Origin of the sequence: Haloferax sp. YSSS75 (genome assembly GCF_046764215.1) — an archaeon.
Classification (GTDB): Archaea; Halobacteriota; Halobacteria; order Halobacteriales; family Haloferacaceae; genus Haloferax.
Map to the genome: position 1 here is coordinate 41,578 of NZ_CP177208.1, position 23,478 is coordinate 65,055.

General features: G+C 61.9%; 22 protein-coding genes. 15 read left to right on the top strand and 7 right to left on the bottom strand.

Annotated elements, in window-relative coordinates; all coding sequences use genetic code 11:
* Positions 1-607: 607 nt before the first annotated feature.
* Positions 608-886: a PadR family transcriptional regulator gene (locus ACK3R5_RS18100; protein ID WP_411969067.1), complete on the bottom strand. Its 279-nt coding sequence runs from the start codon at positions 884-886 to the stop codon at positions 608-610.
* A gap of 345 nt (positions 887-1,231) precedes the next feature.
* On the opposite strand from ACK3R5_RS18100, the gene ACK3R5_RS18105 reads away from it, so the two are divergent.
* The 5 genes from ACK3R5_RS18105 to ACK3R5_RS18125 all read left to right on the top strand — a co-directional run bounded on the left by ACK3R5_RS18105 (position 1,232) and on the right by ACK3R5_RS18125 (position 7,042).
* Positions 1,232-1,765 carry a transcriptional regulator gene (locus ACK3R5_RS18105; RefSeq protein ID WP_411966323.1) on the top strand — a complete coding sequence of 178 codons (534 nt, stop codon included), beginning with the start codon at positions 1,232-1,234 and terminating at the stop codon, positions 1,763-1,765.
* 486 nt (positions 1,766-2,251) lie between these two features.
* On the top strand, positions 2,252-2,893 hold the full coding sequence (locus ACK3R5_RS18110; protein ID WP_411966324.1) for a hypothetical protein: 642 nt from the start codon (positions 2,252-2,254) through the stop codon (positions 2,891-2,893).
* A 355-nt stretch (positions 2,894-3,248) separates the two neighbouring features.
* The gene (locus tag ACK3R5_RS18115; RefSeq protein ID WP_411969068.1) at positions 3,249-4,418 is read left to right on the top strand and encodes a sugar phosphate nucleotidyltransferase; all 1,170 of its coding nucleotides are present in this window, start codon (positions 3,249-3,251) and stop codon (positions 4,416-4,418) included.
* The gene (gene glmS, locus ACK3R5_RS18120; protein WP_411969069.1) at positions 4,418-6,235 is read left to right on the top strand and encodes a glutamine--fructose-6-phosphate transaminase (isomerizing); all 1,818 of its coding nucleotides are present in this window, start codon (positions 4,418-4,420) and stop codon (positions 6,233-6,235) included. The genes ACK3R5_RS18115 and glmS overlap by 1 nt, the downstream gene beginning before the upstream one ends.
* Before the next feature lie 246 nt (positions 6,236-6,481).
* Entirely contained in the window at positions 6,482-7,042 is a 561-nt protein-coding gene (locus tag ACK3R5_RS18125) for an ArsR/SmtB family transcription factor (protein ID WP_411966327.1), read from the top strand.
* Positions 7,043-7,135: 93 nt separating this feature from the next.
* Here ACK3R5_RS18125 and ACK3R5_RS18130 read toward each other — a convergent pair whose 3' ends face one another.
* Entirely contained in the window at positions 7,136-7,360 is a 225-nt protein-coding gene (locus tag ACK3R5_RS18130) for a harpin-binding protein (RefSeq protein ID WP_411966328.1), read from the bottom strand.
* A 162-nt stretch (positions 7,361-7,522) separates the two neighbouring features.
* Between ACK3R5_RS18130 and ACK3R5_RS18135 the strand changes: the two genes are divergently transcribed.
* Both ACK3R5_RS18135 and ACK3R5_RS18140 read left to right on the top strand, forming a co-directional pair.
* Positions 7,523-8,293: a DICT sensory domain-containing protein gene (locus ACK3R5_RS18135; protein WP_411966329.1), complete on the top strand. Its 771-nt coding sequence runs from the start codon at positions 7,523-7,525 to the stop codon at positions 8,291-8,293.
* 107 nt (positions 8,294-8,400) lie between these two features.
* Positions 8,401-8,757, top strand: a complete 357-nt coding sequence (locus ACK3R5_RS18140; protein WP_411966330.1) for a hypothetical protein — start codon at positions 8,401-8,403, stop codon at positions 8,755-8,757.
* Positions 8,758-8,765: 8 nt separating this feature from the next.
* Here the strand turns inward: ACK3R5_RS18140 and ACK3R5_RS18145 are convergent, their stop codons facing one another.
* Positions 8,766-9,200, bottom strand: a complete 435-nt coding sequence (locus ACK3R5_RS18145; protein WP_411969070.1) for a hypothetical protein — start codon at positions 9,198-9,200, stop codon at positions 8,766-8,768.
* Between the two features lie 157 nt (positions 9,201-9,357).
* On the opposite strand from ACK3R5_RS18145, the gene ACK3R5_RS18150 reads away from it, so the two are divergent.
* Positions 9,358-9,723 carry a winged helix-turn-helix transcriptional regulator gene (locus ACK3R5_RS18150; RefSeq protein ID WP_411966332.1) on the top strand — a complete coding sequence of 122 codons (366 nt, stop codon included), beginning with the start codon at positions 9,358-9,360 and terminating at the stop codon, positions 9,721-9,723.
* A 5-nt stretch (positions 9,724-9,728) separates the two neighbouring features.
* Here the strand turns inward: ACK3R5_RS18150 and ACK3R5_RS18155 are convergent, their stop codons facing one another.
* The gene (locus ACK3R5_RS18155; RefSeq protein ID WP_411966333.1) at positions 9,729-10,172 is read right to left on the bottom strand and encodes an Rrf2 family transcriptional regulator; all 444 of its coding nucleotides are present in this window, start codon (positions 10,170-10,172) and stop codon (positions 9,729-9,731) included.
* A gap of 269 nt (positions 10,173-10,441) precedes the next feature.
* Positions 10,442-11,662 carry a bifunctional sugar-1-phosphate nucleotidylyltransferase/acetyltransferase gene (gene glmU / locus ACK3R5_RS18160; RefSeq protein WP_411969071.1) on the bottom strand — a complete coding sequence of 407 codons (1,221 nt, stop codon included), beginning with the start codon at positions 11,660-11,662 and terminating at the stop codon, positions 10,442-10,444.
* Between the two features lie 443 nt (positions 11,663-12,105).
* On the opposite strand from glmU, the gene ACK3R5_RS18165 reads away from it, so the two are divergent.
* Positions 12,106-13,188, top strand: coding sequence for a guanosine monophosphate reductase (locus tag ACK3R5_RS18165; protein ID WP_411969072.1), 1,083 nt, complete (start codon positions 12,106-12,108; stop codon positions 13,186-13,188).
* An 18-nt stretch (positions 13,189-13,206) separates the two neighbouring features.
* On the opposite strand, the gene ACK3R5_RS18170 is transcribed toward ACK3R5_RS18165, so the two are convergent.
* Positions 13,207-14,349 carry an MFS transporter gene (locus ACK3R5_RS18170; RefSeq protein ID WP_411966381.1) on the bottom strand — a complete coding sequence of 381 codons (1,143 nt, stop codon included), beginning with the start codon at positions 14,347-14,349 and terminating at the stop codon, positions 13,207-13,209.
* 733 nt (positions 14,350-15,082) lie between these two features.
* On the opposite strand from ACK3R5_RS18170, the gene ACK3R5_RS18175 reads away from it, so the two are divergent.
* The gene (locus tag ACK3R5_RS18175) at positions 15,083-15,487 is read left to right on the top strand and encodes a hypothetical protein (protein WP_411966336.1); all 405 of its coding nucleotides are present in this window, start codon (positions 15,083-15,085) and stop codon (positions 15,485-15,487) included.
* On the top strand, positions 15,484-17,091 hold the full coding sequence (locus ACK3R5_RS18180; RefSeq protein ID WP_411969073.1) for a hypothetical protein: 1,608 nt from the start codon (positions 15,484-15,486) through the stop codon (positions 17,089-17,091). The genes ACK3R5_RS18175 and ACK3R5_RS18180 overlap by 4 nt, the downstream gene beginning before the upstream one ends.
* Positions 17,092-17,194: 103 nt before the next feature.
* Here ACK3R5_RS18180 and ACK3R5_RS18185 read toward each other — a convergent pair whose 3' ends face one another.
* Positions 17,195-17,845 (bottom strand): helix-turn-helix domain-containing protein, encoded by a 651-nt coding sequence (locus ACK3R5_RS18185; RefSeq protein ID WP_411969074.1) that lies wholly within the window; start codon positions 17,843-17,845, stop codon positions 17,195-17,197.
* An 88-nt stretch (positions 17,846-17,933) separates the two neighbouring features.
* Here ACK3R5_RS18185 and hutU point away from each other — a divergent pair, with 88 nt between their 5' ends.
* The 4 genes from hutU to hutH are packed head-to-tail and all read left to right on the top strand — an operon-like array spanning position 17,934 to position 23,442.
* Positions 17,934-19,694 (top strand): urocanate hydratase, encoded by a 1,761-nt coding sequence (gene hutU, locus ACK3R5_RS18190; RefSeq protein WP_411969075.1) that lies wholly within the window; start codon positions 17,934-17,936, stop codon positions 19,692-19,694.
* The gene (gene hutG / locus ACK3R5_RS18195) at positions 19,691-20,620 is read left to right on the top strand and encodes a formimidoylglutamase (RefSeq protein ID WP_411969076.1); all 930 of its coding nucleotides are present in this window, start codon (positions 19,691-19,693) and stop codon (positions 20,618-20,620) included. The genes hutU and hutG overlap by 4 nt, the downstream gene beginning before the upstream one ends.
* Positions 20,613-21,869: an imidazolonepropionase gene (hutI, locus tag ACK3R5_RS18200; RefSeq protein ID WP_411969077.1), complete on the top strand. Its 1,257-nt coding sequence runs from the start codon at positions 20,613-20,615 to the stop codon at positions 21,867-21,869. The genes hutG and hutI overlap by 8 nt, the downstream gene beginning before the upstream one ends.
* Positions 21,862-23,442 (top strand): histidine ammonia-lyase, encoded by a 1,581-nt coding sequence (gene hutH, locus ACK3R5_RS18205; RefSeq protein ID WP_411969078.1) that lies wholly within the window; start codon positions 21,862-21,864, stop codon positions 23,440-23,442. Before hutI ends, hutH begins: the two co-directional genes overlap by 8 nt.
* Positions 23,443-23,478 lie beyond the last annotated feature (36 nt).

The window sequence follows — 23,478 nt, forward strand, 5'->3', positions numbered from 1 at the left end:
AGACCCGGGGACGTGGGTGGCTCGAATCCGCGTTCGTCTATCTGAAGCCGGACTGAACTGCTCACCCCAGAGGTGGACACGAGGGACGAGTCGCCGCTCCGAGTGCGTTCGAAACTGGTCGTTGCTCCACGACTGAGCGATTCGTCGAATCGTATCGACACGGGCGTGTCTCCCCGTCGAGCAGACTCCCTGTTCGATGGAGTCCGCTCACGGCGGGTCAGACGGGACGAGTCCGTTCGAGGTCCCTCCTGAGGGATTCGACTCTGGCAGGTCGACTCGCCAACCGCTCGTCGACGTCTCGTTCGACGCCTCTAGAGGGATCGGTCAGAACAGGACCGCTCTCACCGCGAACGTCTCACCCTCGCCGGCGCCGAATCCGACGCGTGGCGACGACGATGGCCGTCTCGGGGTTCTACTGGACGGTCGGAGAATGAAACGCGGAACGCAGACGACGAACGGAGAACTGAGTTAGACGCTGTACGCGCTGTTTCTCTCACCCTGGAACAGTGGTTCGGTCCGGCACCGTGGTGAACACTCTAGTCCGGTAGCTGTTCGAAGTGACGGGCTTCCGACTCACGTCCGCGCCGGAGCATTCACTGGGGGGTGCTTACTGGAGGAAGTCGACGTGCTGGTCTTCCCACGTACGTCGGTCGATGATGGATTCTCTGCCCTTTTCGGACATCTCGTAGAAGTTCGTCCGTCGGTCGTGTTGGCCTTTGTTTACGTACCCCTGTTCGACGAGTGCGTCGAGGTTGGGGTAGAGTCGGCCATGGTTCACCTCTCCGACGTCCGCGCTGATCATCTCTTTTATCTCTTGACCGGAGGGCCGTTCCGCACCGGCGATGACGTACAGAAGGTCGCGCTGGAAGCCTGTCAATTCGAACATGTAGTCTCAACTCATATTATCGCCGTACTCTGGTATTGTTAGCCACCTCTATACTGGATAATTGGCTTCATTACCAGTGAAATCGGAACTTTAGTCTCGTAACACCCGCTTGACTTTTCTCAAACGCTCCCCGTTCGGTAATCATCTCGCTCATCGAGATAAAATCGGGTCACTGACCGTCTGCGTATTCGGGATTCTCAGATGAAGCTGAACTTAATTTTCGTCCAATATGCCCGTGGTGGACGGCAGAAACGTCACGATAACAAAGGTCACATGTGGTGTAGGTTGTTCAACCGGAATTAGGTTCTCACGCGCGAGGCGCGGGGGCCGCACCCATACAAGACGATGACATCTCTATCCAAAGACGAACTGTTTCGCATCCTCAGCAACTCGCGACGGAGGCAGATTCTGTATTTCCTCCACCGCGCAGACGAGTCTATCTCGCTGAAGGACCTCGCTGCGATGGTCGCTTCACGGGAGAACGGAACAACGGTGGAAGAAGTGACCGACGAAGAACGACAGCGCGTCTATATCTCGTTGTACCAGACGCATCTCCCCAAACTCGAGTCTGCTGGATTGGTCCGGTACGACGAGGAAGAACGAAACGTCTCTCTCGTCACGGACGTCGCCACTCGAGGCTTCTTCTGGATGCAACCCGAGACGCACCGATCGTGGACCCGGTACTACGGGACGCTCGGTGTCCTCGGCTGGGTGTTGATCATCGGTCTCTGGGCGGGCCTCCCCGTGTTCACCCTTCTCTCGTGGGCCGCCGTCGCCATCTTCGTCTCGACGGCACTCCTCGTCTTGGTCCTCGCGCAGTACGTTCTCGAAGAGCAAAACGGCGCACCTGCGGACGCGTTCGAGTCACTCGTCGAGTGACGTAGCAGGTTTGGGAATGGTAAACATGGTATTTGTGGGCATATGGAATTGGTAATCTCACCTTCTGACACTAGTGAATTTTCGAACATTCAAAACAACATATCGACATTCGAGAAGTACGAGTATATTTGAAGGTAGTATACTGCTAAAAACAATAGACAGAGGTGGATTAGACCGCTCAAACCGTAGTATCTGATTTATTGAAAATCTGAATGAGCATAGATTGTTACAGGCTCTTTACTCGCACATTTTGAGAGCCTAACCCTCGGACAAATCAGAGTCTGGGACTGTCAGGCAGGTATATATCCTGAACTCCCGTATAGTCACAGTAACCCTCGTGTGTCTGGTTGCGCCTGGTGGAGCAACCTGACCTGTGGCCAGTGACTGACGTGTGGCGATACCTTCGACTGCCACGATTGTCACAGAGAATACTGCCGCAGAGATGGCCGAATCATCGCAATTTCGCGAGTGGGGGAGGAAGGAACAATGGTAACAGACTCACTACAAACCAACACTGAAGCCGTCGAACAGACGGAACCGGAACAGCTTACAGAGACGACCGGAGAGGCACAGGACGCCCCTGAACAACAGGAGCCAGAACAACTCTCGAAGGACATCGTCTTCGAGATCCTCAAGAACCAGCGCCGCCGCGACGCCCTCCACTACCTCAAGGTCAACGGTGGCGAGGCGAAACTCGGTGACATGGCCGAGTTCATCGCAGCGAAAGAAAACGACATCGACATCAAGGCACTCTCGTCGAGTCAGCGAAAGCGGGTCTACATTGGTCTCTACCAATGTCACCTCCCGAAGATGGACTCTGCGGGTGTCGTCGACTTCGACAAGAACCGTGGTGACATCACGCTGTTAGACGCCGCACAGCAGCTCGAAACGTACCTCGACGGCGACGTCGGTGGAAGCGAAGAGGCGAGTGAGACGCCGGTCAGTTTCGCATCGTCACCGAAGCGGAACCTGACGATTGCCGCCGCTGTGGCGGCGACTGTGTCGGCCGGTCTGCTCGGAGTCCCCGGCCTCGAACAGATTCCCGCAGCGGGATGGGCTGTCTTGAGCACCGCGACGCTCATGGCTATCACCGCCATGGAATCGTACAAAGAGCGTCTCAGCGCCTGATTCAGCACGGCTCGTAACTTCGCACTCGCTTTTCCGCTCGGCTCGTAACTTCGTACTCGTTTTTCCGCTCGGTTCGATGACGCCTCGCTCCGAGCGTGTACACCCAACGTCTTCGACTAGCGTGTCGCTCAAAAGGGCGTGTCGCTCGAAGCCACGATTAGCTGCGTCCATACGCTCGTACTGCCGGATTTCGGTGCGTATGGGCAGTGTCACGGATTCGCATATGGGCCCCTAACTCGTGACACCGTGTGAGAATTGGCTGTATAACAATCTCTGTCGCAGTCCCACCCACTGTTATGACTTACTCTCGAACACGGACACGTCACGATGCGAGGCTCGTCGCGGGGGTACGAGCATGAACGACAGAATCAGAGAAGCCGTCGTCCTTGCGGCCGGTGAAGGGAGACGCCTTCGACCACTGACGACGTTCCAACCCAAGCCCATGTTGCCCGTCGCGAACCGGCCAGTCGTCGACTTCGTCATCGACGCGCTCTTCGAGTGCGGTATCGACCACGTCGTCGTCGTTACGGGACACCGGTCGGAGCGTCTGTTGACCCATCTGAGCGCTCGCTACCCGGATGCCAATATCGACTTCGTCGTCCAGGAGTCCAGACTCGGAAGCGGTCACGCACTCTTACAGGCCGAAGGCTACGTCGGCGACACGTTCGTCGTCTGCAACGGTGACAACATCATCGACGCCGACATCGTCTCGAAAGCGTTGGAACGCTTCTCCGTAACCGACTCCGTCGCGACAGTCGCCGTCGCGAGTTCCGAGACGCCCGAAGAGTACGGTGTCGTCGTCGAGGACAACGGCCGCATCTCCGATATCGACGAACACCCAGTCCAAAACGAGGGCTATCTGGTCAACGCGGGTGTCTACGTCTTCGACTCGTCCGTCTTCGATGCGCTTCGGCGCACGCCCTCGCACGAGGGTGAGACGCGACTCCCCGACGTCGTCCACTACCTCGACGGCTACGTCTCCTCTGTCATCGTCAATGGCGGCTGGCTCGACCCCTCGCACCCGTGGGGGCTTCTCTCCGTCACCGAGACGCTCCTCGCGCGTCTGGAGACGTCGTCGATTTCGGACTCTGCCCGTATTCACGAACGCGCTATCATCGAAGACCCAGTCGTCGTCGGCGACGACTGTGACGTCGGTCCGGGTGCGGTCATCGGCCCAGGGTCGTGTCTCCAGAACAACGTCTGTGTCGGTGCCAACAGCGTCGTCGAACGGTCTATCATCTCGACGGACGCCCGCGTCGACACCTGCGTCGTGCTCCGTGACTCGGTCGTCGGACCCGGCGCGCACATCGCCGACGGCGTCGTCTCGCCCGGCGGGCAGGCCAACGTCATCATCGAAGGCCGCCTGTACACAGACCGGCGTCTCGGCAGTATCGTCGGTGACCGTGCAGAAGTCGGTGCCAACGTGACGCTCTCACCGGGGAGTCGCGTCGGTGCCGAGGCTATCGTCGGTGCGGGAACGACCTTACACGGTGACGTCCGCGAACGAGTGGAGGTGACGCACTGATGTGCGGAATCACTGCTTGTATCGGTGCCGACGACCCGGTGGAGTCGCTCGTCGACGGCCTCCGACGCCTCGAGTACCGTGGCTACGACTCTGCTGGCATCGCCGTGAAAAACCACAACGGCATCTCGCTGACCAAGCGCGTCGGTGAAGTGTCCGAACTCGTCGCAGCAGTCGAAAAAGACCCGATTTTCGGAACCTTCGGCATCGGCCACACTCGGTGGGCCACCCACGGTGGCGTCACCGACGGCAACGCACACCCCCACACTGACGAGTCGGGCCGTGTCGCCGTCGTCCACAACGGCATCATCTCGAACTACCAGTCGCTTCGTACTGACCTCGAATCGAGGGGGCACGTCTTCAGCAGCGAAACCGACACGGAAGTCATCCCCCACCTCATCGAGGAGAACCTTCGCGACGGAGCGACTCCGGAGGAAGCGTTCCGTGCCGCAATCGGGAGTCTCTCGGGAAGTTACGCGATTGCCGCAATCATCGAAGACGAACAGGCCATCTACGCGACTCGCTCCGGGTCGCCGCTCGTCCTCGGCGTCGGCGACGGCGAGTACTTCCTCGCGAGCGACGTGCCGGCGTTCATCCAGCACACCCAGCGGGTCATCTACCTCCACGATGGTGACTTCGTCATCACCAGCGCCGACGGTTACTCGATAACTGACTCCGCGGGAAGGCCAGTCGATAGACCAGTCGAGAATATCGAGTGGGACCCCGAGACGGCGACGAAGGGTGGCTACGAACACTTCATGTACAAGGAGATAAACGAGCAACCCGGCGCGCTCCGACGGACGACACAGGGGCGCCTCGACACCCACGCCGGTGGGGCAAAGCTAGAAGAGTTCCCACCGGGGGCGTTCAAGGACGTCGGACAGATTCACCTCGTCGCGATGGGAACGTCCCACCACGCGGGGATGTATGCGGCGTCACTGCTCAACGCCCGCGGTATCCCCGCGTATGCGTTCATGTCGGGTGAGTACTCGGTCATCAAGCCACCCGTCACGCCCAACACGCTCGTCATCGCGGTGAGTCAATCGGGTGAGACGGCCGACACACTCGACGCAGTTCGGCGGGCCCGCGCTGCAGGCGCCCGCACGCTCGCGGTCACGAACGTCGTCGGGTCGTCGATAACCCGCGAGTGTGACGACGAGTTACTCCTGCGCGCGGGTCCCGAGATTGGCGTCGCGGCGACCAAGACGTTCTCCTCGCAGGTGACTGCGCTCGCACTCCTCTCGGAACGAATCGCAGAGGACATCACGGGGATGAAGTCGGCGGAATCCCGCGACCTGATGGACGCGCTCGCGCGCCTCCCCGGCAACGTCCAGGAGATACTCGATACGTCCAATGCGCGCGAGATCGCTATCGAGTATCAGGACAGCGACGCGTACTTCTTCATCGGCAGGGGCCCCGCCCACCCCGTCGCGCTCGAAGGTGCGCTGAAGTTCAAAGAGATATCCTACGAACACGCCGAAGGCTTCGCTGCGTCCGAACTCAAACACGGTCCACTCGCGCTCGTCACGCCGCTGTCTCCGGTGTTCGCCGTCTTCACGGGCCACGAAGACGAGGCGACGCTCAGCAACGTCAAAGAGGTCCAAGCGCGTGGCGCGCCAGTCATCGCCGTCACGAGTGACCGGTCGAGCGAAATCGTCGAGTTCGCGGACCACGTCCTCTCGATTCCGGAGACGCATCCCGAAGTCGCCGGCATCCTCGCGAACGTCCAACTCCAACTCGTCGCCTACCACGCCGCGAAGTTACTCGAACGACCCATCGACAAACCGCGCAACCTCGCGAAGTGCGTCACAGTCGAGTGAGCACGCGGGCCCCCGCCTCGCCCCACACCGTCGTGTCCGCTGTTCTTCGCCGCAGGACCTGCCGTCTTCTACCATCGGTGTGATTCCCACAGACTCCCGTTTTGTCGTTCCTAACCGTCGCATTCTGGCGATTACAGTTGTCAGTGGTAGCAGTTCGACGCCGATATGACGTCTCAATTTTATTGAAATTAAATGAATACTGTAGGCGAGGATTACATATCCCTTGCCAACGTCTGGTTCGTTACGATGACACGACGTGACCTCGTGGACGACATTCTCTCTTCGTCGGACGACCCAGAGGGACCATTGACGGACGAGGCCGAAGACGTCACCTCTGCCGCGAGTACGGACATCCCGGCGGAGTCCGCCGACGACGAGTTGCTCGACGCACTCGGTGACACTGTCTCGCGCGACGTGTTGCTCGCCTGCAAACGCGCGCCGATGACCGCAGAGGAACTCGCAGCGGACTGCGACGTCTCCGAGTCGACGATTTACCGCCGACTCGAGACGCTCTCGTCGCTCGGCCTCATCGAACGGAATCAACGCGTGGGGTCCCCGAGCAAGACGTGTTACGAGACAGTCGTCGATGGACTGTCTATCCACCTCGGAGAGGAGTTGCGAGTCGAGGCAGGCGCGAGTAACTACGTTGTCGACTCGATGCGGACGTTACTCACGGCAATCGACGTACAGCAACTCTCCTACGACAGAGAAGAAAACAGCGTGGACGTCCGTTTCGAACTGGCGCCGCACCTCCTCGACGCGCTGGTCGAACTGTATATCCGAGATACGGCCACTCGCGACCAGTAACGACGACGCTCGCGTCGGCCTGCGGTGTGTCGTGGTTCGGGGGGCCCTCGTCTCCCAGAGACCCGTTCGTCAATCGAGCGCAATTCGTCTCCGCTACGTTCTCCACGACTCGTCGACTTCTTCGAGCACGAGTTCGACTGCTTCTGTGGCGTTGCCCGCGGCGATGAGTCGCCACGCCGTCGCGGCGGTGACTGGACCGATAAACTGCGACGCTTCGAGGCCAGCGACGATACTCGGTGCTTCCTGGGCGAACCACCGGTCGACACCATTCCCACCGTTATTCGTCTCTGTGACCGGTCGGTCGGACCCCGAAATCATATGAATTGTACCACTTACAGCTGTATAGTTAAGAATCCGTGAGATGCGCTAAGGTGAGACTATGTGGTTGGAGAAACTCTATTTCGAGTATATCTGGCTCTCAAACATCTCATTTCTTTAAGGCAAAGAATCATATACTGCTGTTCCGTTCCACGAGGCAGGATGTCCCTCAGCGAACTCATCGCTGGCGTCGCTGCGTCCGAGCAGACGCTCACGGTGTTCAATCCACGTGAGGGCGCGGTCGAGCGTCTCGCGGACCACTTCCACGACCGGAATATCTCGGTCGAGGCGGTGGAGACTGCGGATGGACCGTCGAACTTTGCCGTCCTCGGGACGGGCAAGACGTTCCACGCCGCAGTCGACGTGAACAACGTTCTTAGGGACGCCGACGACGTCGAACCGGGGTTCGAACGGGAACCGTACGTCCCTATCCTCGACCATCTCGACGAGACGTTGTTCACGTCGTACGACAGGCGACAGATGCTCAACGCCACCCGTGAGATAGAAGACAGGGCGTGGCGCGTCGGTGCCGGCGAACTCCACTCGGGGTTCCAGACGGGAGCGAACCTCCGGAAGCAACTCGACTCCTATCGACAACTGGGGAGTCGAAACGACCTGTACGTCCACGCCTACCTCTACCCGACGGACTCCGTGCCGCAGGTCGACGAGATTCAACTCCACCTCACGCGCTCGACAGAGATTCGCCGCTCGTGGTTCGTCGCCTACGACGGAAACGGCGTCGACGATTACAAGTGTGCACTCGTCGCCGAGGAAGACGACTCGGCGACCGGTTTCGACGGGTTCTGGACGTACGACCCGTCGACGGTCGATTACATTCTCGACCATCTGACGCGGACGTACTCTATCATCGAGTCCGACGGGTCGAACACCGACGAGACGCCCCCTCCCTCGTCCGGTACGTCACGCCCGTGACGACCTGTGACCGGTCACGTCGGTAGACGGTGTGTTCTCCCCGCTCGAAAATCAACACCGAGAATTGGGCGCGAATACTTACCAGTCGCGGGTCGCAACTGGACCGCATGGTAGATGGGGTTCTCCTCGACGCTTCCCAACTGAAGGGGAAAGTAAAAGGTGGTCGTGCCGGCGCGGAGATTGCCGGGATGAGTTACATCGGCTACGAGATTGGCGTGACCGAGAACAGTCTCCACATCTACGGAGACCACTGTAACGCCGACATCAAAGACGAGGAGTACCGGTATCTCGTCGTCCCGTTGGATTCGGTCCGCGGTATCGAACTGAAAGACCTGTCAGACCGCGGGCGGAGCGTCGTCATCCACGCACTCGACGACGAAGTCGTTCTGCACTCGGAGAACCAGTCGACGCTCTCTGAGAACCTCAAACGCGTCTTTCTGTTGCTCTGTCGGTTACTCGCCTGAGGTCTCACTCATCGATTCGTCGGGCGGACGTACCAGACGAACGCTTCACCCAGTTCGCGACCCGGTGGTGTGTCGTCCCGTCCGGTGAGTTTGGCTTCGAGTTCGTCCCGACTCCAGTATTCGACCACCGGTTCGGTGTCGACGTTCGTGGTGTCCCACTGTATCTCGAGTTCGAGTTTCACGTGGTTTCCATCCTCGGGCGCGTCGTCTGCGTTCGGTTCGACGATACGAGCGATTGCGCCGGACTCGGGGCGTTTGACGAGGAGGAACTGTCCTCGTTGGATATCTCCCTCTGTGTCGGTGACGAAGTGGTCCTCACCGACCCAGACGTTGAGTTTCTCTCCGCGCAGAATCAACACCATGGCGTCGAATTCGAAGATACCGGCACCCGTGGAGTCGTTCGTTCCAACGACAGTCGCAACGCACGTGTGTGGCTCTCTCATGAGAGAGATACGCGCCGCACCGGTAGAACCGCTTCGCTCAGAGGGACGGCCTCACCGCTCCACACCGACGCTCCCAGTCCGACAGCGAATTAGGTGTCATCGTGTTATCTGGTGAATTAACCGAACTACTAAAGACGGTTGGAACCTACGCAACGGTATGGCCACCGACATGACGCTCGACGATGCCCCGTGTCCCATCATCGATTCACTCAAACAAATCGGGTCACAGTGGCGTCTCATCGTCCTCCACGACTTGCAGGACGGGGAAAAGCGGTTCAACGAACTCAAGCGTTCGACCAGCGCGAGTTCGCGGACGCTCTCGCGCGTCCTCGACGACTTACAGGAGACTGGGTTCGTCAACCGCCGTCTCGAAGAAGACGCACCCGTCGCGACGTACTACTCGCTGACCGACAAGGGCGTCTCGTTGTGCCCGGTGTTCGACGAGATAGAAGAGTGGGCCGACGAATGGCTCGACGTGGACGATTCGTCTCCCGAAGCAGAAGCTGCCGAGACGACTGCGTAACTCCGTCAGGCTTCTATTCCGTCGATATCTGCGGCTTCGAAGACGGTTTCGTGGACGTCGGCTATCGTGACGGCGTCGAGTTCGTCCAGCATGGCTTGAATCGCTGGTTCGAACAGGTCGTTGAGCACGGGTTGGATGTGCTCGCCGACCGTACACTCGTCGTTCGGTTCGTTCGCGTGGAAACAGAACGGCTCGCTGTCCTCCACCGCCTCGTAGATATCCCGAAGTGAGATTGCTTCGGGGTCGCGTGCGAGCGTGAACCCACCGGTCGGCCCACGCTTCGAGTCCACCAGGTCCGCTTCCCGAAGCGAGCAGAGGAGTTGTCGGATGACGACGGGGTTCGTGTTGACGCTCCAGGCGAGACGGTCGGACGACAGCCGCTCGTCGCTCCGCACGGCCAAGTTCGTCAGCACGTGGGTCGCGACCACGAATCGGCTGCTATTCGACATACACACTGATTCGTACTACGGGCATTTTAGATTTCACGGTGAGTCGCTCCGCATCGCCGACACTCGGATAGTTCTCGGTCTGTCAGGCGTGAACTCGGTATCCGAGTGGATGTTCACGACGCTATGGAAATAAGTGACCATTCTATCGAAAACACCACGAATTGTGGGTGCCCCCCGTCGACACGTTCGTTGGCGACGGACTGTCGGTCCCACGAACATGTTGTGGTTGGTTCGTGGCGAGCATGTCTCGATGCCGGGACCTATCGCGTTCAGTCGTCCGCGTCGGGGCCGTCGTCGACCTGGTCGTAGAGGACAGACTCTCCCGGTTTCACCGTTCCATCCGTCGGTAATCGGACGCCAGCGTTGAGAGACGAGTTGATACCCGTCTTGACGCCGTCGCCGAGGACGACGCCGTACTTTCTGCGTCCCGTCGAGACGAGTTCGCCGCGGAGCATCTGCCGGACGGGTTCGCCGTCGTGTCGGAGGTTGGCGACTTTGGTTCCGGCACCGAAGTTCACGTCGCGGCCGAGGAGACTGTCACCGACGTACGAGAGGTGACCGACCGTCGCGCCTTCCATCAACACGCTGTTTTTGACCTCGACGGCGTGGCCCACTTTCGCGTTCTCGCCGACGACGGTGTGGCCCCGGACGTAGGCGTTCGGGCCGACTGTCGCCCCGCGACGAATCAACACCGGGCCGTCGACGACGACACCCGCCCGCACTGTCGCGCCTGCTTCGACCACGACGGGACCGTTGAGTTCGGCGTCGTCGGAGACGTCGCCCTCGATGCGCGGTTCGAGTTCCGAGAGTTTCCACTCGTTGGCTTCGAGCAGTTCCCACGGCCGCCCCACGTCGAGCCATCTGTCGAACGTGACGGCGCGAACGTCGTACTCGTCGCAGGCGCGTGCGAGGACGTCTGTCAGTTCGAGTTCGCCTCGCTCACTCGCTTCGACGTCGAGCCACGACTGCGCGGCGGCAGGGAAGACGTACGCACCCGCGTTGATGCGGTTCGACGGCGGGTTCTCGGGTTTCTCTACGACGCCGGTGACGGCGTCGTCGCCGTCTATCTTCAGGACGCCGTAGGAACTCGGGTTGGTGACGCTGAACGACCCGACTGCCGCCTGTTTCCCGTACAGTGTCCGCAAGGAGGGAACGTCGTAGAGGGCGTCGCCGTTGAGGACGACGAACGGTTCGTCGGCGTCGAGATGTGGTGCGGCGGCGCGGACTGCGTCTGCAGTCCCTCGTTGGTCCGCTTGGACGGCGAACTCGACTGGAACGTTTCGTCGCTCGTCGTCGTCGAAGTACGCCCGCACGTCGTCGGCCTGAAAGCCAACGACGATAGTGAGTGCCGACGCACCGGCGTCGATGGCCGCGTCGACGGTGTGGGCGACGAGTGGCCTATCACCGACAGGGAGCATCGGCTTCGGCCGACGGTCGGTGAGCGGGCGCATTCGAGTCCCACGCCCGGCAGCGAGGATGACGGTTTGCATGCGTACCAGACGGGTTTCGAGAATGAAATTTCTTCGCCCCCTAACAATCGAAAACGGAGTTGGGAGACCAATCGGGGTCGTCGATAGGATGTGCCTCTGACCACCCACCGTCACCGACCGAGCGAGAGAGAAAGTCGGTCCGGCACTGGTCTTTGAAATGGTACTGTAAAGTAACAGTTTCGAATGGTCCGTGGTTATCACGTTCGCGTATCGACGTTCGCGTATCGACGTTCGCGCAGTGCAGTCGCTCAGGAGAATATGAACCACACGGCCCGCGAACGGCGAATGTGTTGGGGTTACGATTGGTTGGAGATTCGCACTGGACGCGGCCCGTGTGTTGCTAAACAGACGAAGACGAGAGCCTAATACTTTCGTTCCTCGGCGACCACCGCCGTCTCCGTTGGACCTATAATCACACGTCTCTTCGGCTGTGGAGGGTTACGATGGAGATTCGCACAGGACTCTCGTACGGAGACGCATTGCTGGTTCCACAGCGCTCACCGGTCGATAGCCGGAGCGACGTGGACCTCTCGACGAACGTGACGCCGAACCTCAGACTAGAGACACCGCTCGTCAGCGCTGCCATGGACACGGTCACCGAAGCGACGCTCGCGGACACGCTCTCGGACCTCGGTGGACTCGGTGTCGTCCATCGGTTCCTCGACATCGAGACGCAGGCTGACCACGTCAGACGTGTCGCAGTTGGGGGCGGCACCGTCGCAGGTGCAGTCGGTATCAACGAGTCGTATCTCGACCGGACCGAGGCGCTTCTCGAAGCGGGTGCCGACGCCATCGTCGTGGATATCGCACACGGCCACATGGAGCGCTGTCTCGACGCAGTCGCACACATCCGCGACGAGTTCGACCCCGAAATCGTCGCGGGCAACGTCGTCACTCCCGAGGCAGTCGCAGACCTCTGGGAGGCGGGCGCAGGGTGTGTCAAAGTCGGTGTCGGCCCCGGGTCACACTGCACGACGCGCGAAGTCGCAGGTGCGGGCTATCCGCAACTGACGGCCGTGTCCGCGTGCTCGGAGCGCGCGCACGAACTCAGCATCCACGTCATGGCCGACGGTGGTATCCGCACGTCCGGTGACGCGGCGAAGGCGCTCATGGCGGGTGCCGACACCGTGATGATGGGGAGTTTCTTCGCTGGCACGGAGGAGGCACCGGGCCGCGTCGTCGAAGTCGACGGTGAACAGTACAAACGGTCACGCGGGATGGCCTCCACCGAGGCGGCGTCCGACCGCGACGACAAACAGAGCGACGTCGACGCGGGCGAAGGTATCGAGGCCCTAACTCCGTACAAAGGCTCCGTCGAACCGCTCGTCGAGGAGTTCCTCGCCGGCATCCGCTCGGGCGTGAGTTACAGCGGTGGACACACGATTCCTGCCGCCCGCGAGAAGGCGACGTTCGTCCGCGTCGCCGCGAGCGCGAAAGAACGCGAAGGCGCACACGGCGTCGTCTTCACCGACGGCGAAACCGAATCGGCAACCGAACGCGACGTCCCGGCCCCGATGGCCGACTGACGACTCGCGTCCCTCGACTCACTTGCTTCTCGCGACTCGGGTATCCCAGTAGAGGAGACTCGCAGCGACGACCAGTGCGACGGCGAGTCCCGCGAAGGCGGTGACGTACCCGAGATACGTGGCGGCGATACCGACGTACGCCGGGCCGACGGCGTTCGCCCCGAGGAAGAACGCTCGCGCGGCACCGAGGTCAGCGCCTCTGTCGCCGTCTGGCGCGTTGTCGAAGATGATGGCGTCTGCGAGTGGGAACTCCATCTTGTAACCGACTGCCATCGCGACGACGGCGAGATAGATGAGCGGGCGAGCGTCGACGAACGAGAGGAGTGCCAGCGCACTCGCGGCGACGAGCAACCCGACGACGGCTATCGACTCCCGTCTGAACCTGTCACTCAACCCGCCCGCCATGGGCTTGATGGCGATGCCGACGACGAAGACGACGGCGAACGTCGCACTCGCCAACTGCTGGTCGAACCCTTTCGCCTCGATGAGGTAGGTCGGAAAGAAGTTGATGAACCCGCCGACCATGAAGTAAAACAGGCCGAACGCGACGAGTGTTCGGCGTTGCTCCGGACTGGCGAGGAGTCGTCGGACCGTGCCAGTGGCGTCGAGTTCGCGACTCCCGACGGTGTATCCCTCTGTAGACCAGTGGAAGAAGAGGACGGTGAGGCCGGCGAGGACGATAGCGATGGGGACGAACGGCGCACGCCACGTGGCGTAGGTGAGCGCGAGGATAGCGAGTCCGGACGCGAGCAGTCCACCGAGGTCGGTGCCGGCGGCATAGAGGCCGAGGGCACGGCCGCGTCGCGCGACGAAGAGGTCCGATACGAGCGCGCGCGACGGGATGGCGAAGAACCCCTTCCCGAGACCGGTGACGACGGCGGCGACGACGAACCCCACGAGGCCACCGGCGAGACCGAACGTCGCGAATCCGACGACAAGCAGGACGAGGCCGGGGACGATGAGCGTCGCTCGCGTCCACCGGTCGGAGTACTCTCCGCCCGGATATTGGGTGATGGCGTAGACCCCCTGAAACGCCGCGAGCGCGATGCCAGCAGTCGCTTCGGTAATCTGTAAATCCTCGATAATCGTCGGGAGCAGCGGTGAGAGGAGAAACCGCCCTGCCTGGAGGACGGCCCACGCCAGTGAGACGACGAGTAACATCCGGCCTCGATAGCCCGTGAGCAGATGGCCGCTGGATGCCGTCTTTTGCTTCACACCCTCCGTATGCTCACCTGCTACCAATGAATTGTGGTATCGGAACGCCCCGACGACGTCCGATTCTGGGACACCTCTCGTGGCGAAACGCCTGGACGCAGACGGCGACGAATACGAACGGGATTCCGCCAGACAGTATTGTATATTGTGGGAAATATTGATATACTAACGGTATCTATCGCCAATATCTACGGGTTCGCTTCCGTTCTCTCTGTCATTGGGTGGTAGTCTCGGGTCTATTTCCCGACTTAACCCCCGAAATTCGCTCCGAAAGCTGACCTTTACGACGAGAAAGAAGGCCGATACCGTCCTAAATCGGATGTTTAGGGATTTATTGTGACGATACTTACAAGTGTCTTGGAATCGTGTACTTTCAGTATGGGTGGACAATCTATTGACAATACATTCGGTGCCACCGGGTTCGGTTGGGAGACGAACCCGGGTATCCACCGGATGGCAGGGACGCGGTCGAACCTGCACGAGTGTGTTTGGGGGACACATGTGCTGGCAGGTTTCGCGTCGGGTGACTCACAGACGAGGGTCGGGGTCACCGAACGTTCGTCTTCGGCGCTGGGGGGCGCATTCGAAGACGTTCCGGCACGGCGAATCACGACACGACGTGGCCGTCTTCGGCCCCGTCGTTGGGCAGGGTCCACGGGCACGACTCGGGGTGTTTGACGTGGTTCCCTCCGAACGATTCCCCGTTCCGAGTAGCGACCTCTCGGTGCCCGGCGAAGACACGCCGACGGAGTGGCCGAGAGGAGGCAGGACCGACGACAAACTCTCGCTTTTCGTCGTCGCCGACGAACGCGTCTCTCGCGCGAGCGATTACCTCGACCCGGTATCGGACCTCACGTGGTTGCAGTTCATCGATGGCCTCGACATGTTCCTCGTCGTCGGCGGGGACAGCGACTTCTTCGACACCGTCGTGCGCGACGACACGAACGCCGAGACCGGCCTCTGGTTGGTCGACAGCGCGGGAACCGTCCAGCGACAGTGGTCGCTCCCATCCGAACGGCGTGAAGTCCTCTCGATTGGACGGACCGTCCAAGAGGAAGTCGGCATGTGGGGTGACGTGAGATGACGCCACTGTTCCGCGAGATGGAGCGCGTCAGTCAACGCTTCACGACGGCCATACGTGGTCTCACCGTCGTGAAGACGGTGTGGGCGAACGACGAGGGCCTCTCAGTGGTTCGTTTCGAAATCTCTTCGGACCGTGACGACCCCGTCCGTTTCCGTCTCGTCGAGTCGGTTCCGGCCGAGTTCCCGATGGAGAACATCGGCCCACACCCGAAGTACGGCGGCGACAAGTGGACGAAGACCGGCGACGGGGAGTTCGTCTACACCGACCGACTCGAACCCGACGGAGAGAAATCCACACTCTACGGTATCAAGGGACTCTCCGAATCGACACTCGAATCGTTTCTCACCGACGCAGTCGTGACCATCGACCCCGTGGGTGACGAACCAGCGACAGACAGCGACGACGCAACTATCATGACGACCGACGACACCGAAAACGGCGAACCCGACGACGACACCGAACAGGACGACGACTTCACGCGAGGCGAGGGTAGTGAGGACTTCACTCGGGGAGGGAGTGGAGACTTCACGCGAGGCGCAGGCGGCAACTTCGACGACCGAATCCCGCGCGTCGAGGACCTGAATTCCGTCTCCGGGGGCTGGGGTGGCGAGCAACCCCACCAGCGCAATGGACCGTCCGACATCCAGTTCGTCGGTTCGAAGGCACACACGTCGGAATCCTCCGAGACGGACGACTCCAGTCAACCGATAGAACTCGAAGACCCCACACGAGGGGACGGCGAGACTGACGATTCGGATACGGAGGCCGACGATTCGGAAGCAGGACGTAGCGACGCGGCGGAGTCGGACGCTATCGACCCCTCGGGTCCTAGTACAGACCACGACTCCACCGAGTCCGACGGCGACTCGAACACTGATGTCGGTGATGACGACGTGGGTTCGGGCGAAGACACGGCAGACGAAGACGATGCTGTCGAAGACGACCCGACCGAAGACGTCGAGGCTGGTCACGAAACGGGGTCAGAAGACGACTCGTTGTTCGACGACGAACTCGAGACTGACGAACTCGAGACTGACGACGACGAGAGCATCGTCGACGCACTCGTGACCGAACTGTCGGAACGGGACCTCTCTGACGACGAACGGGCGGTCCTCCGGGAGGCACTGGGGCCGGCGGAACGCACCTCTGTCGACGTCCGACTGCGGCACGTCCAGAACCGGGTCGACGACCTCTCGGCGTACATAGAAGCGCTCGAATCGTTCCTCGACGAGAACGGAACCGCCGAACAGGTTCTCGACGACCTGCAGTCCGAAGCCGAGGCGATGCGAGACGACATCGATGACCTCGAAGCTGCGGTGACGGCGTCCCAAGAGGCACTCACCGTCGTCGAACGGCAGGTGCAGGCGCTCGAAGACCGCATGGTCGACGAAGCGACGTTCGAAGAACGCCTCGACGAACTCGACGGGAAACTCGTCTCCGAATCCGAACTCGAAGGCGAACTCGACGAACTCACCGACGAACTCGCGGCACTGCGTGACGACGTGGAGACGGGCAAACAGTGGCGGAGCAACCTCTCGCAGGCGATTCAACTCCCCGGCATGATGGAGAGCGACGGCGGCGAGATAGAATCCGACGAGGAGTAACTGCCCTTCGTCTCCTGTCGTCTCTCACTTCCCACCTGTCGCTTGTCGCCTGCTGCCTGTTGTCTTTCCGTTCCTCGTCGAGTGAGTACCCCCACCTCGCCGGTCAGAACAGGTACCGAACTACCGACGCCATCACCTTTCGCTCTGCTCGTCTGAGATGTTCTTCCGCAGTCCGGCGCGTGACACCCATCTCGGCGGCAATCGCTTTAGTCCCCGTCTCACGGGGGAGTTCGTAGTAGCCGTGTTCGAACGCCAGTCGCAGTGCTTCCCGTTGCCGACCCGTGAGCGACGGCATCGCGTCCAGCGGGGCCAAAAGCGGCGCGTCACCGCTCGCGAACGACACTTCACGCTTCGATTCGACGCTCACGTCGTACCCGCTTTCGACGAGGTCACGGAAACACGCAGTGAGCGCCGACGCAGAGACGGCGAGGAGGCGACAGACCTTCGCTCCTCGGTGATACCGAAGCGGTGGGAGCAAGAGGACGCTGTGTCGTCCGAGGTAGCCCTCGATGTCGTCTATCTCGTGGTGGCGGAGGCAGTCGGCGGTGACCGCGATCAGTTCGTCACCCTGTTCGACTGCCGCCTCGATTCCGACGGTGTCGCGGACCTCTTCGAGGACGTCGCCCCCGACTTTGTGGCTCACGTGCAAGAGGTCACAGTGTTCGTTGCACCACAACTCGATGGATGCGCTGTTTCCCGCAGTCGCCGCCGCGTAGGCGCTGTCGTCTCGGATTCTAAACGTTGCCTCGTACACAGGTGAGGTAGTGGTGCCGAAACTATATATAAACTCACCACCGTGTGGTGGGGGAACCGATACCCGTCGTGGTCGCCAAGTGAGAGGTATGCACGAACAGCGAGCGACTGACGCCACGAACCGACTCGGGGAACCGAGCGACCAGTGGCGTCGGTATCAGGGAGCACCGACTGGGACCGACATCGAGTGCAAGGGGTGGCGACAGGAGGCGGCACTCCGGATGCTCAACAACAATCTGGACCCCGACGTCGCCGAACGCCCGGAGGACCTGGTCGTCTACGGCGGCACCGGTCGGGCCGCACGCTCGTGGGCCGCGTACGACGCGATTCTCACCGAGTTGCGTGAACTCGAAGACGACGAGACGCTCCTCGTCCAGTCGGGCAAACCGGTCGGGAAGTTCACGACCCACGAACGCGCACCACGTGTTCTCATCGCCAACTCCAACCTCGTCGGCCACTGGGACGACTGGAAGCACTTCCACGAACTGGAGGCACAGGGTAAGATAATGTACGGCCAGATGACCGCCGGTTCGTGGGCGTACATCGGCACGCAGGGAATCATCCAGGGGACCTACGAGACGCTAGCAAAACTCGCCCGACAGGAGTACGGAGACAGAAGCGACCTGCGCGGCAAACTCGTCGTGACTGGTGGTCTCGGCGGGATGAGTGGCGCACAACCCCTCGCGGTGACGATGAACCACGGCGTCTGTATCGCTGCGGAGGTCAAAGCGGACCGCATCCAGCGACGGGTCGAGACGGACTACCTGATGGACTTCGCCGACTCGCTGGACGAAGCGCTGGAGAAGGCACACGAGGCACTCGACGCGGGTGAACCCTACAGCGTCGGCGTCCAGATGAACGCCGCCGACATGCTCGAAGCGCTCCTCGCGCGTGACGAGATACCCGACGTCGTCACCGACCAGACGAGCGCCCACGACGAACTGGAGGGTTACTACCCCAGTGGCTACAGCGTCGAGGAGGCGGACCAACTCCGTGAGGACGACCCGGACGCCTACGTCGAAGCCAGTCTCGACACGATGGAACGACACGTCCAGGCCATCCTCGACCTGCAGGACCGCGGTGCAGTCGCCTTCGAGTACGGCAACAACATCCGCGGACAGGTCGAGACACAGCGTGGGATGTCGAACGCGTTCGACTTCCCGGGGTTCGTCCCCGCCTACATCCGCCCGATGTTCTGCCGTGGGCGTGGCCCGTTCAGATGGGCCGCACTGTCGGGCGACCCGGCCGACATCTACCGAACCGACGAGGCGATTCGCGAACTCTTCCCCGAGAACGAATCGCTCATGCGCTGGATAGACCTCGCACAGGAACAGGTGTCGTTTCAGGGACTCCCCTCGCGAGTCTGTTGGCTCGGCTACCACACCGACGACGCCGGCCTGACCGAACGCGCTCGATTCGCACTGAAAATCAACGAACTCGTCGCCGAGGGCGAGATATCTGCGCCCGTCGTCGTGACGCGCGACCACCTCGACGCCGGGTCTGTCGCCAGTCCCAACCGCGAGACTGAGGCGATGCGTGACGGGACGGACGCCGTCGCCGACTGGCCCATCCTCAACGCGCTTCTCAACACGGCAGCGGGCGCAGATATCGTCTCTGTCCACGATGGAGGCGGCGTCGGCATCGGTAACTCGCTCCACAGCAACAACCACGTCGTCCTCGACGGCACGGACCTCGCAGCGGACAAGGCCCGTGCGGTGTTCACCACCGACCCCGGAATGGGCGTTATTCGGCACGCCGATGCTGGATACGAGGACGCACTTGACGAAGCGACGCAGTCGGGCGTCCACATCCCGATGCGCGAGTTCGACGCGGCGCGAGGTGACGAATGACGATTCGCGAACCACCGCAGTGGACGGGCACCTCGTCGGACCCAAACGACGAACAGTTCGGCAACGTCGTCCGAGAGACGAGCATCGAAGACGTGGGAGAGTACGACGCGGTGTTCGTCGGCGAACCGTACGACGGTGCCGTCATCGGCCGACGCGGTGCGCGTGAGGGCCCCACGGCGATTCGCCGGGAACTGGCCGCGGTAAAGTCGCACCACTTCGACGACGGCCCCGTCTCGAACGTCGCCGACGTCGGTGACATCTCGTTCGACGAGATGTCCGACGACGTGGCCGAGGTCCAGTCGATGGTCGCCGACGTCACGGCAGACGTGTACGAACGCGGGGCGTTCCCCGTCTTCCTCGGCGGTGACAACTCGCTGACCGTCGGCAACGTCAGGCCACTTCTCGCTCGTGACGCCTCGGTCGGTGTCGTGAGTTTCGACGCCCACCTCGACTGCCGTGACCCGCGCGACGGGCCATCGAGTGGGACGCCCTACTTCCAGTTGTACGAGGAGGGACTCGACGAACTCGCCGTCGTCGGTGCCCGTCACTTCGAGACGTCGACGGCGTACGCCGACTTTCTGGGTGAGGTCGGAGGGACGATTCTGACTGCCGAAGAAGTCGGACGCGACCCACTCCAGACGGTCGATTTCGCACTCGACGCGCTCGCATCATGCGATGTCGTCTTCGTGAGCCTCGACGTAGACGTCCTCGACGAGACTGCCGCCCCGGGTGTGAGTGCGCCGACGCCCGGCGGCATCACTACGCGCGAGTTGTACCGGATGCTCAATCGCGTCGCCGAAGACACCCGCATCGCCGGGTTCGAAGTCGTCGAATGTGCGCCGTCCTTAGACGACGGCAACCGAACCGCCAAGGCCGCCGCCCGTGCAATCGCACACTTCCTCTCGGGGGTGACGAACGATGCGTGAGCAGGACACAGACACCCCAGCGACCGACCGTGACACCCTGACCGTCGTCCATAGTGCGGCCGAACTCGTGGTCGGCCCCGACGACGATATTGGCGTCGACGTCGTCGAAGATGGCGCGTTCGCCGCCGTCGATGGAACCGTCGTCGCAGTCGGTTCGACCCCGGACGTTATCGCGGAGTACCCACTGGCCGAGGCAGACTCCACGGTAGACGCGGCGGGACAGACGGTCCTCCCGGGGTTCGTGGACCCACACACCCACGCCCTCTTCGCAGGTGACCGGTCAGACGAGTTCGTGGCGAAACTCCGCGGTGCGACGTACGAAGAGATACTGGCAGATGGCGGCGGGATTCTCCGCACCGTCGACGCCGTTCGCGAGGCATCGGACGACGAGTTGGTGTCGAACCTCACCGCGCATCTCGACGTCATGCTCGCCCACGGGACGACGACAGTCGAGGTGAAGACTGGCTACGGCCTCGACACCGAAACCGAGCTCAGAATGCTCGATGCAATCGACCGTGCCGGCGCGGACCACCCAGTCGACGTCGTCCCGACGTTCATGGGCGCACACGCCGTCCCGCGTGGGATGGACACCGACGACTACGTCGACGACGTCGTCACCGAGCAACTTCCGGCCGTCGCAGAGCAGGGTATCGCCGAGTTCTGTGACGTCTTCTGTGAGCGCGGCGTGTTCGACGCCGAGCAGTCGCGCCGCATCTTGGAGGCAGGACGCGAGTTCGGCCTCACACCGAAGATTCACGCCGACGAGTTCGCCGCTATCGGCGGCACCGACGTGGCGGCAGACGTGGGTGCTGCGAGTGCGGACCACTTGCTACACACCGACGCCACAGGCCGCGAGACACTGGTCGAAGCGGGCGTCACACCAGTCGTCCTTCCCGGAACCGCGTTCGGTCTCGGCGCGGCATACGCCGACGCTCGGGCGTTCCTCGACGCCGGGCACGAAATCGCCCTCGCCACTGATTTCAATCCGAACTGCTTTGCTCGAAGTATGGGATTCGTCGCCACACTCGCCAGCGTCGGGATGCGGATGACGCCACACGAGGCAATTCGCGGCATCACCAGTGCCGCCGCCAACGCAGTCGGCCGAACCGACGGAACCGGGACGCTCCGCCCCGGAAGTCCGGCAGATGCCGCTGTCCTCGACGTTCCGAGCGCGACGCATCTCTCCTACCGCTTCGACACGAATCCCGTCTCGTCCGTCCTGAAATCGGGGGTGGTCGTCCATGCGTGACTCGGACGCACTTCCAGAGACAGTCGTCGTAGACGGGTCGTCACTGACGCCGGAAGACGTCGCTGCCGTCGCCCGCCACGATGCTCCTGTCGAAATCGACGCGGCGGCACGCGAGCGGATGCGTGAGTCGCGTGCCAGAGTCGATTCCGTCCTCGACTCCGGCGAACCCGTCTACGGCGTCAACACCGGGTTCGGCCACCTCGTCGAGACACACATCGACCGGAAGGATATCGAACGACTCCAGACCAACCTCGTCAGGAGTCACTCGGCGGGTGCTGGCCGCGAACTCACCCGCCCCGAAGTTCGGACGATGATGGTCACGCGAGTGAACACCCTCGCGAAAGGCTACTCAGGAATCCGACCAGTCGTCGTCGACCGACTCGTCTCGATGCTCAACGAGGGCGTCCATCCGGTGGTTCGGTCCCGGGGGAGTCTCGGCGCGAGCGGTGACCTCGCACCGCTGGCACACATGGCGCTCGTCCTCATCGGCGAGGGCGAGGCGACCATCGGTGGCGAACGATTGCCGGGTGCCGAGGCACTCGATGCGGTGGGACTGGAACCGGTCCGACTCAAATCCAAAGAAGGGTTAGCGCTCATCAACGGCACCCAACTCACCGTCGGGTTGGCGTCGCTGTTCGTCGTCGACGCCGAGAGAATCGTCGACGCGGCGGACGCGGCCGGTGCCCTGACGACGGAAGTGACGATGGGAACGACGGCCAACTGCGACCCGGCGATTCACGAGGTCAGACCGCATCGCGGGCAACAGGAGAGCGCCGCGGCGATTCGCCGCCTCACCGAGGGGTCGACGGTCCTCGAATCACACAAAGACTGCGAGCGCGTGCAGGACGCCTACTCGATTCGGTGTCTGCCACAGGTCAACGGGGCGGTCAGAGATGCCGTCGACCACCTGCGCGAAGCGGTCGAAGTCGAACTCAACAGCGCCACGGACAACCCCCTCGTCTTCCCGGCGGGGACCGTCGACGAACGTGCACCCGGTACCGACGTCGCCGCCGTCGTCTCGGCGGGCAACTTCCACGGCGAACCGCTGGCACTGCGTCTCGACTACGCTGCCGGCGCACTCACGGAACTGGCGGCCATCTCCGAGCGTCGAACCGACCGTATGCTCAACCCCGACGTGCAGGAGTCCTATCTCCCGCCGTTCTTGACGGAACACAGCGGTCTGCGGTCGGGCTACATGATTGCGCAGTACACCGCCGCCGCACTCCTCAACGAGTGTCGCTCCTTCGGCCGCCCGTCGCTCGACTCGACCCCCGTCAGCGGCGGTCAGGAAGACCACGTGAGTATGAGTGGTCAGAGCGCGTTGAACGCGCGAGTCGTCGCAGAGAACGTCGCGACCATCGTCGGCGTCGAACTCCTCTGTGGCGCGCAGGCGGCCGAGTTCCTCGGCGATGGGCTCGAACTCGGCACTGGAACGGGTGCCGTCCGCGACGCGATTCGGTCGGTCGTCCCGCCGTTAGACGACGATAGACCGCTCGACGGAGAACTCGAAGAAGCCGCAGACCTCGTTCGGTTCGGAGCGATTCGACTAGAGGCGAACGACGCGACGTCGTGACCGGTGACCCATCCGACGCTCGTCTCCGTTCGCGTC

Excerpts from the sequence above, each read along its gene's own strand:
- ACK3R5_RS18100 (WP_411969067.1), bottom strand. The coding sequence starts at position 886 with ATGTTCGAATTGACAGGCTTCCAGCGCGACCTTCTGTACGTCATCGCC.
- ACK3R5_RS18105 (WP_411966323.1), top strand. The coding sequence starts at position 1,232 with ATGACATCTCTATCCAAAGACGAACTGTTTCGCATCCTCAGCAACTCG.
- ACK3R5_RS18110 (WP_411966324.1), top strand. The coding sequence starts at position 2,252 with ATGGTAACAGACTCACTACAAACCAACACTGAAGCCGTCGAACAGACG.
- ACK3R5_RS18115 (WP_411969068.1), top strand. The coding sequence starts at position 3,249 with ATGAACGACAGAATCAGAGAAGCCGTCGTCCTTGCGGCCGGTGAAGGG.
- glmS (WP_411969069.1), top strand. The coding sequence starts at position 4,418 with ATGTGCGGAATCACTGCTTGTATCGGTGCCGACGACCCGGTGGAGTCG.
- ACK3R5_RS18125 (WP_411966327.1), top strand. The coding sequence starts at position 6,482 with ATGACACGACGTGACCTCGTGGACGACATTCTCTCTTCGTCGGACGAC.
- ACK3R5_RS18130 (WP_411966328.1), bottom strand. The coding sequence starts at position 7,360 with ATGATTTCGGGGTCCGACCGACCGGTCACAGAGACGAATAACGGTGGG.
- ACK3R5_RS18135 (WP_411966329.1), top strand. The coding sequence starts at position 7,523 with ATGTCCCTCAGCGAACTCATCGCTGGCGTCGCTGCGTCCGAGCAGACG.
- ACK3R5_RS18140 (WP_411966330.1), top strand. The coding sequence starts at position 8,401 with ATGGTAGATGGGGTTCTCCTCGACGCTTCCCAACTGAAGGGGAAAGTA.
- ACK3R5_RS18145 (WP_411969070.1), bottom strand. The coding sequence starts at position 9,200 with ATGAGAGAGCCACACACGTGCGTTGCGACTGTCGTTGGAACGAACGAC.
- ACK3R5_RS18150 (WP_411966332.1), top strand. The coding sequence starts at position 9,358 with ATGGCCACCGACATGACGCTCGACGATGCCCCGTGTCCCATCATCGAT.
- ACK3R5_RS18155 (WP_411966333.1), bottom strand. The coding sequence starts at position 10,172 with ATGTCGAATAGCAGCCGATTCGTGGTCGCGACCCACGTGCTGACGAAC.
- glmU (WP_411969071.1), bottom strand. The coding sequence starts at position 11,662 with ATGCAAACCGTCATCCTCGCTGCCGGGCGTGGGACTCGAATGCGCCCG.
- ACK3R5_RS18165 (WP_411969072.1), top strand. The coding sequence starts at position 12,106 with ATGGAGATTCGCACAGGACTCTCGTACGGAGACGCATTGCTGGTTCCA.
- ACK3R5_RS18170 (WP_411966381.1), bottom strand. The coding sequence starts at position 14,349 with ATGTTACTCGTCGTCTCACTGGCGTGGGCCGTCCTCCAGGCAGGGCGG.
- ACK3R5_RS18180 (WP_411969073.1), top strand. The coding sequence starts at position 15,484 with ATGACGCCACTGTTCCGCGAGATGGAGCGCGTCAGTCAACGCTTCACG.
- hutU (WP_411969075.1), top strand. The coding sequence starts at position 17,934 with ATGCACGAACAGCGAGCGACTGACGCCACGAACCGACTCGGGGAACCG.
- hutG (WP_411969076.1), top strand. The coding sequence starts at position 19,691 with ATGACGATTCGCGAACCACCGCAGTGGACGGGCACCTCGTCGGACCCA.
- hutI (WP_411969077.1), top strand. The coding sequence starts at position 20,613 with ATGCGTGAGCAGGACACAGACACCCCAGCGACCGACCGTGACACCCTG.
- hutH (WP_411969078.1), top strand. The coding sequence starts at position 21,862 with ATGCGTGACTCGGACGCACTTCCAGAGACAGTCGTCGTAGACGGGTCG.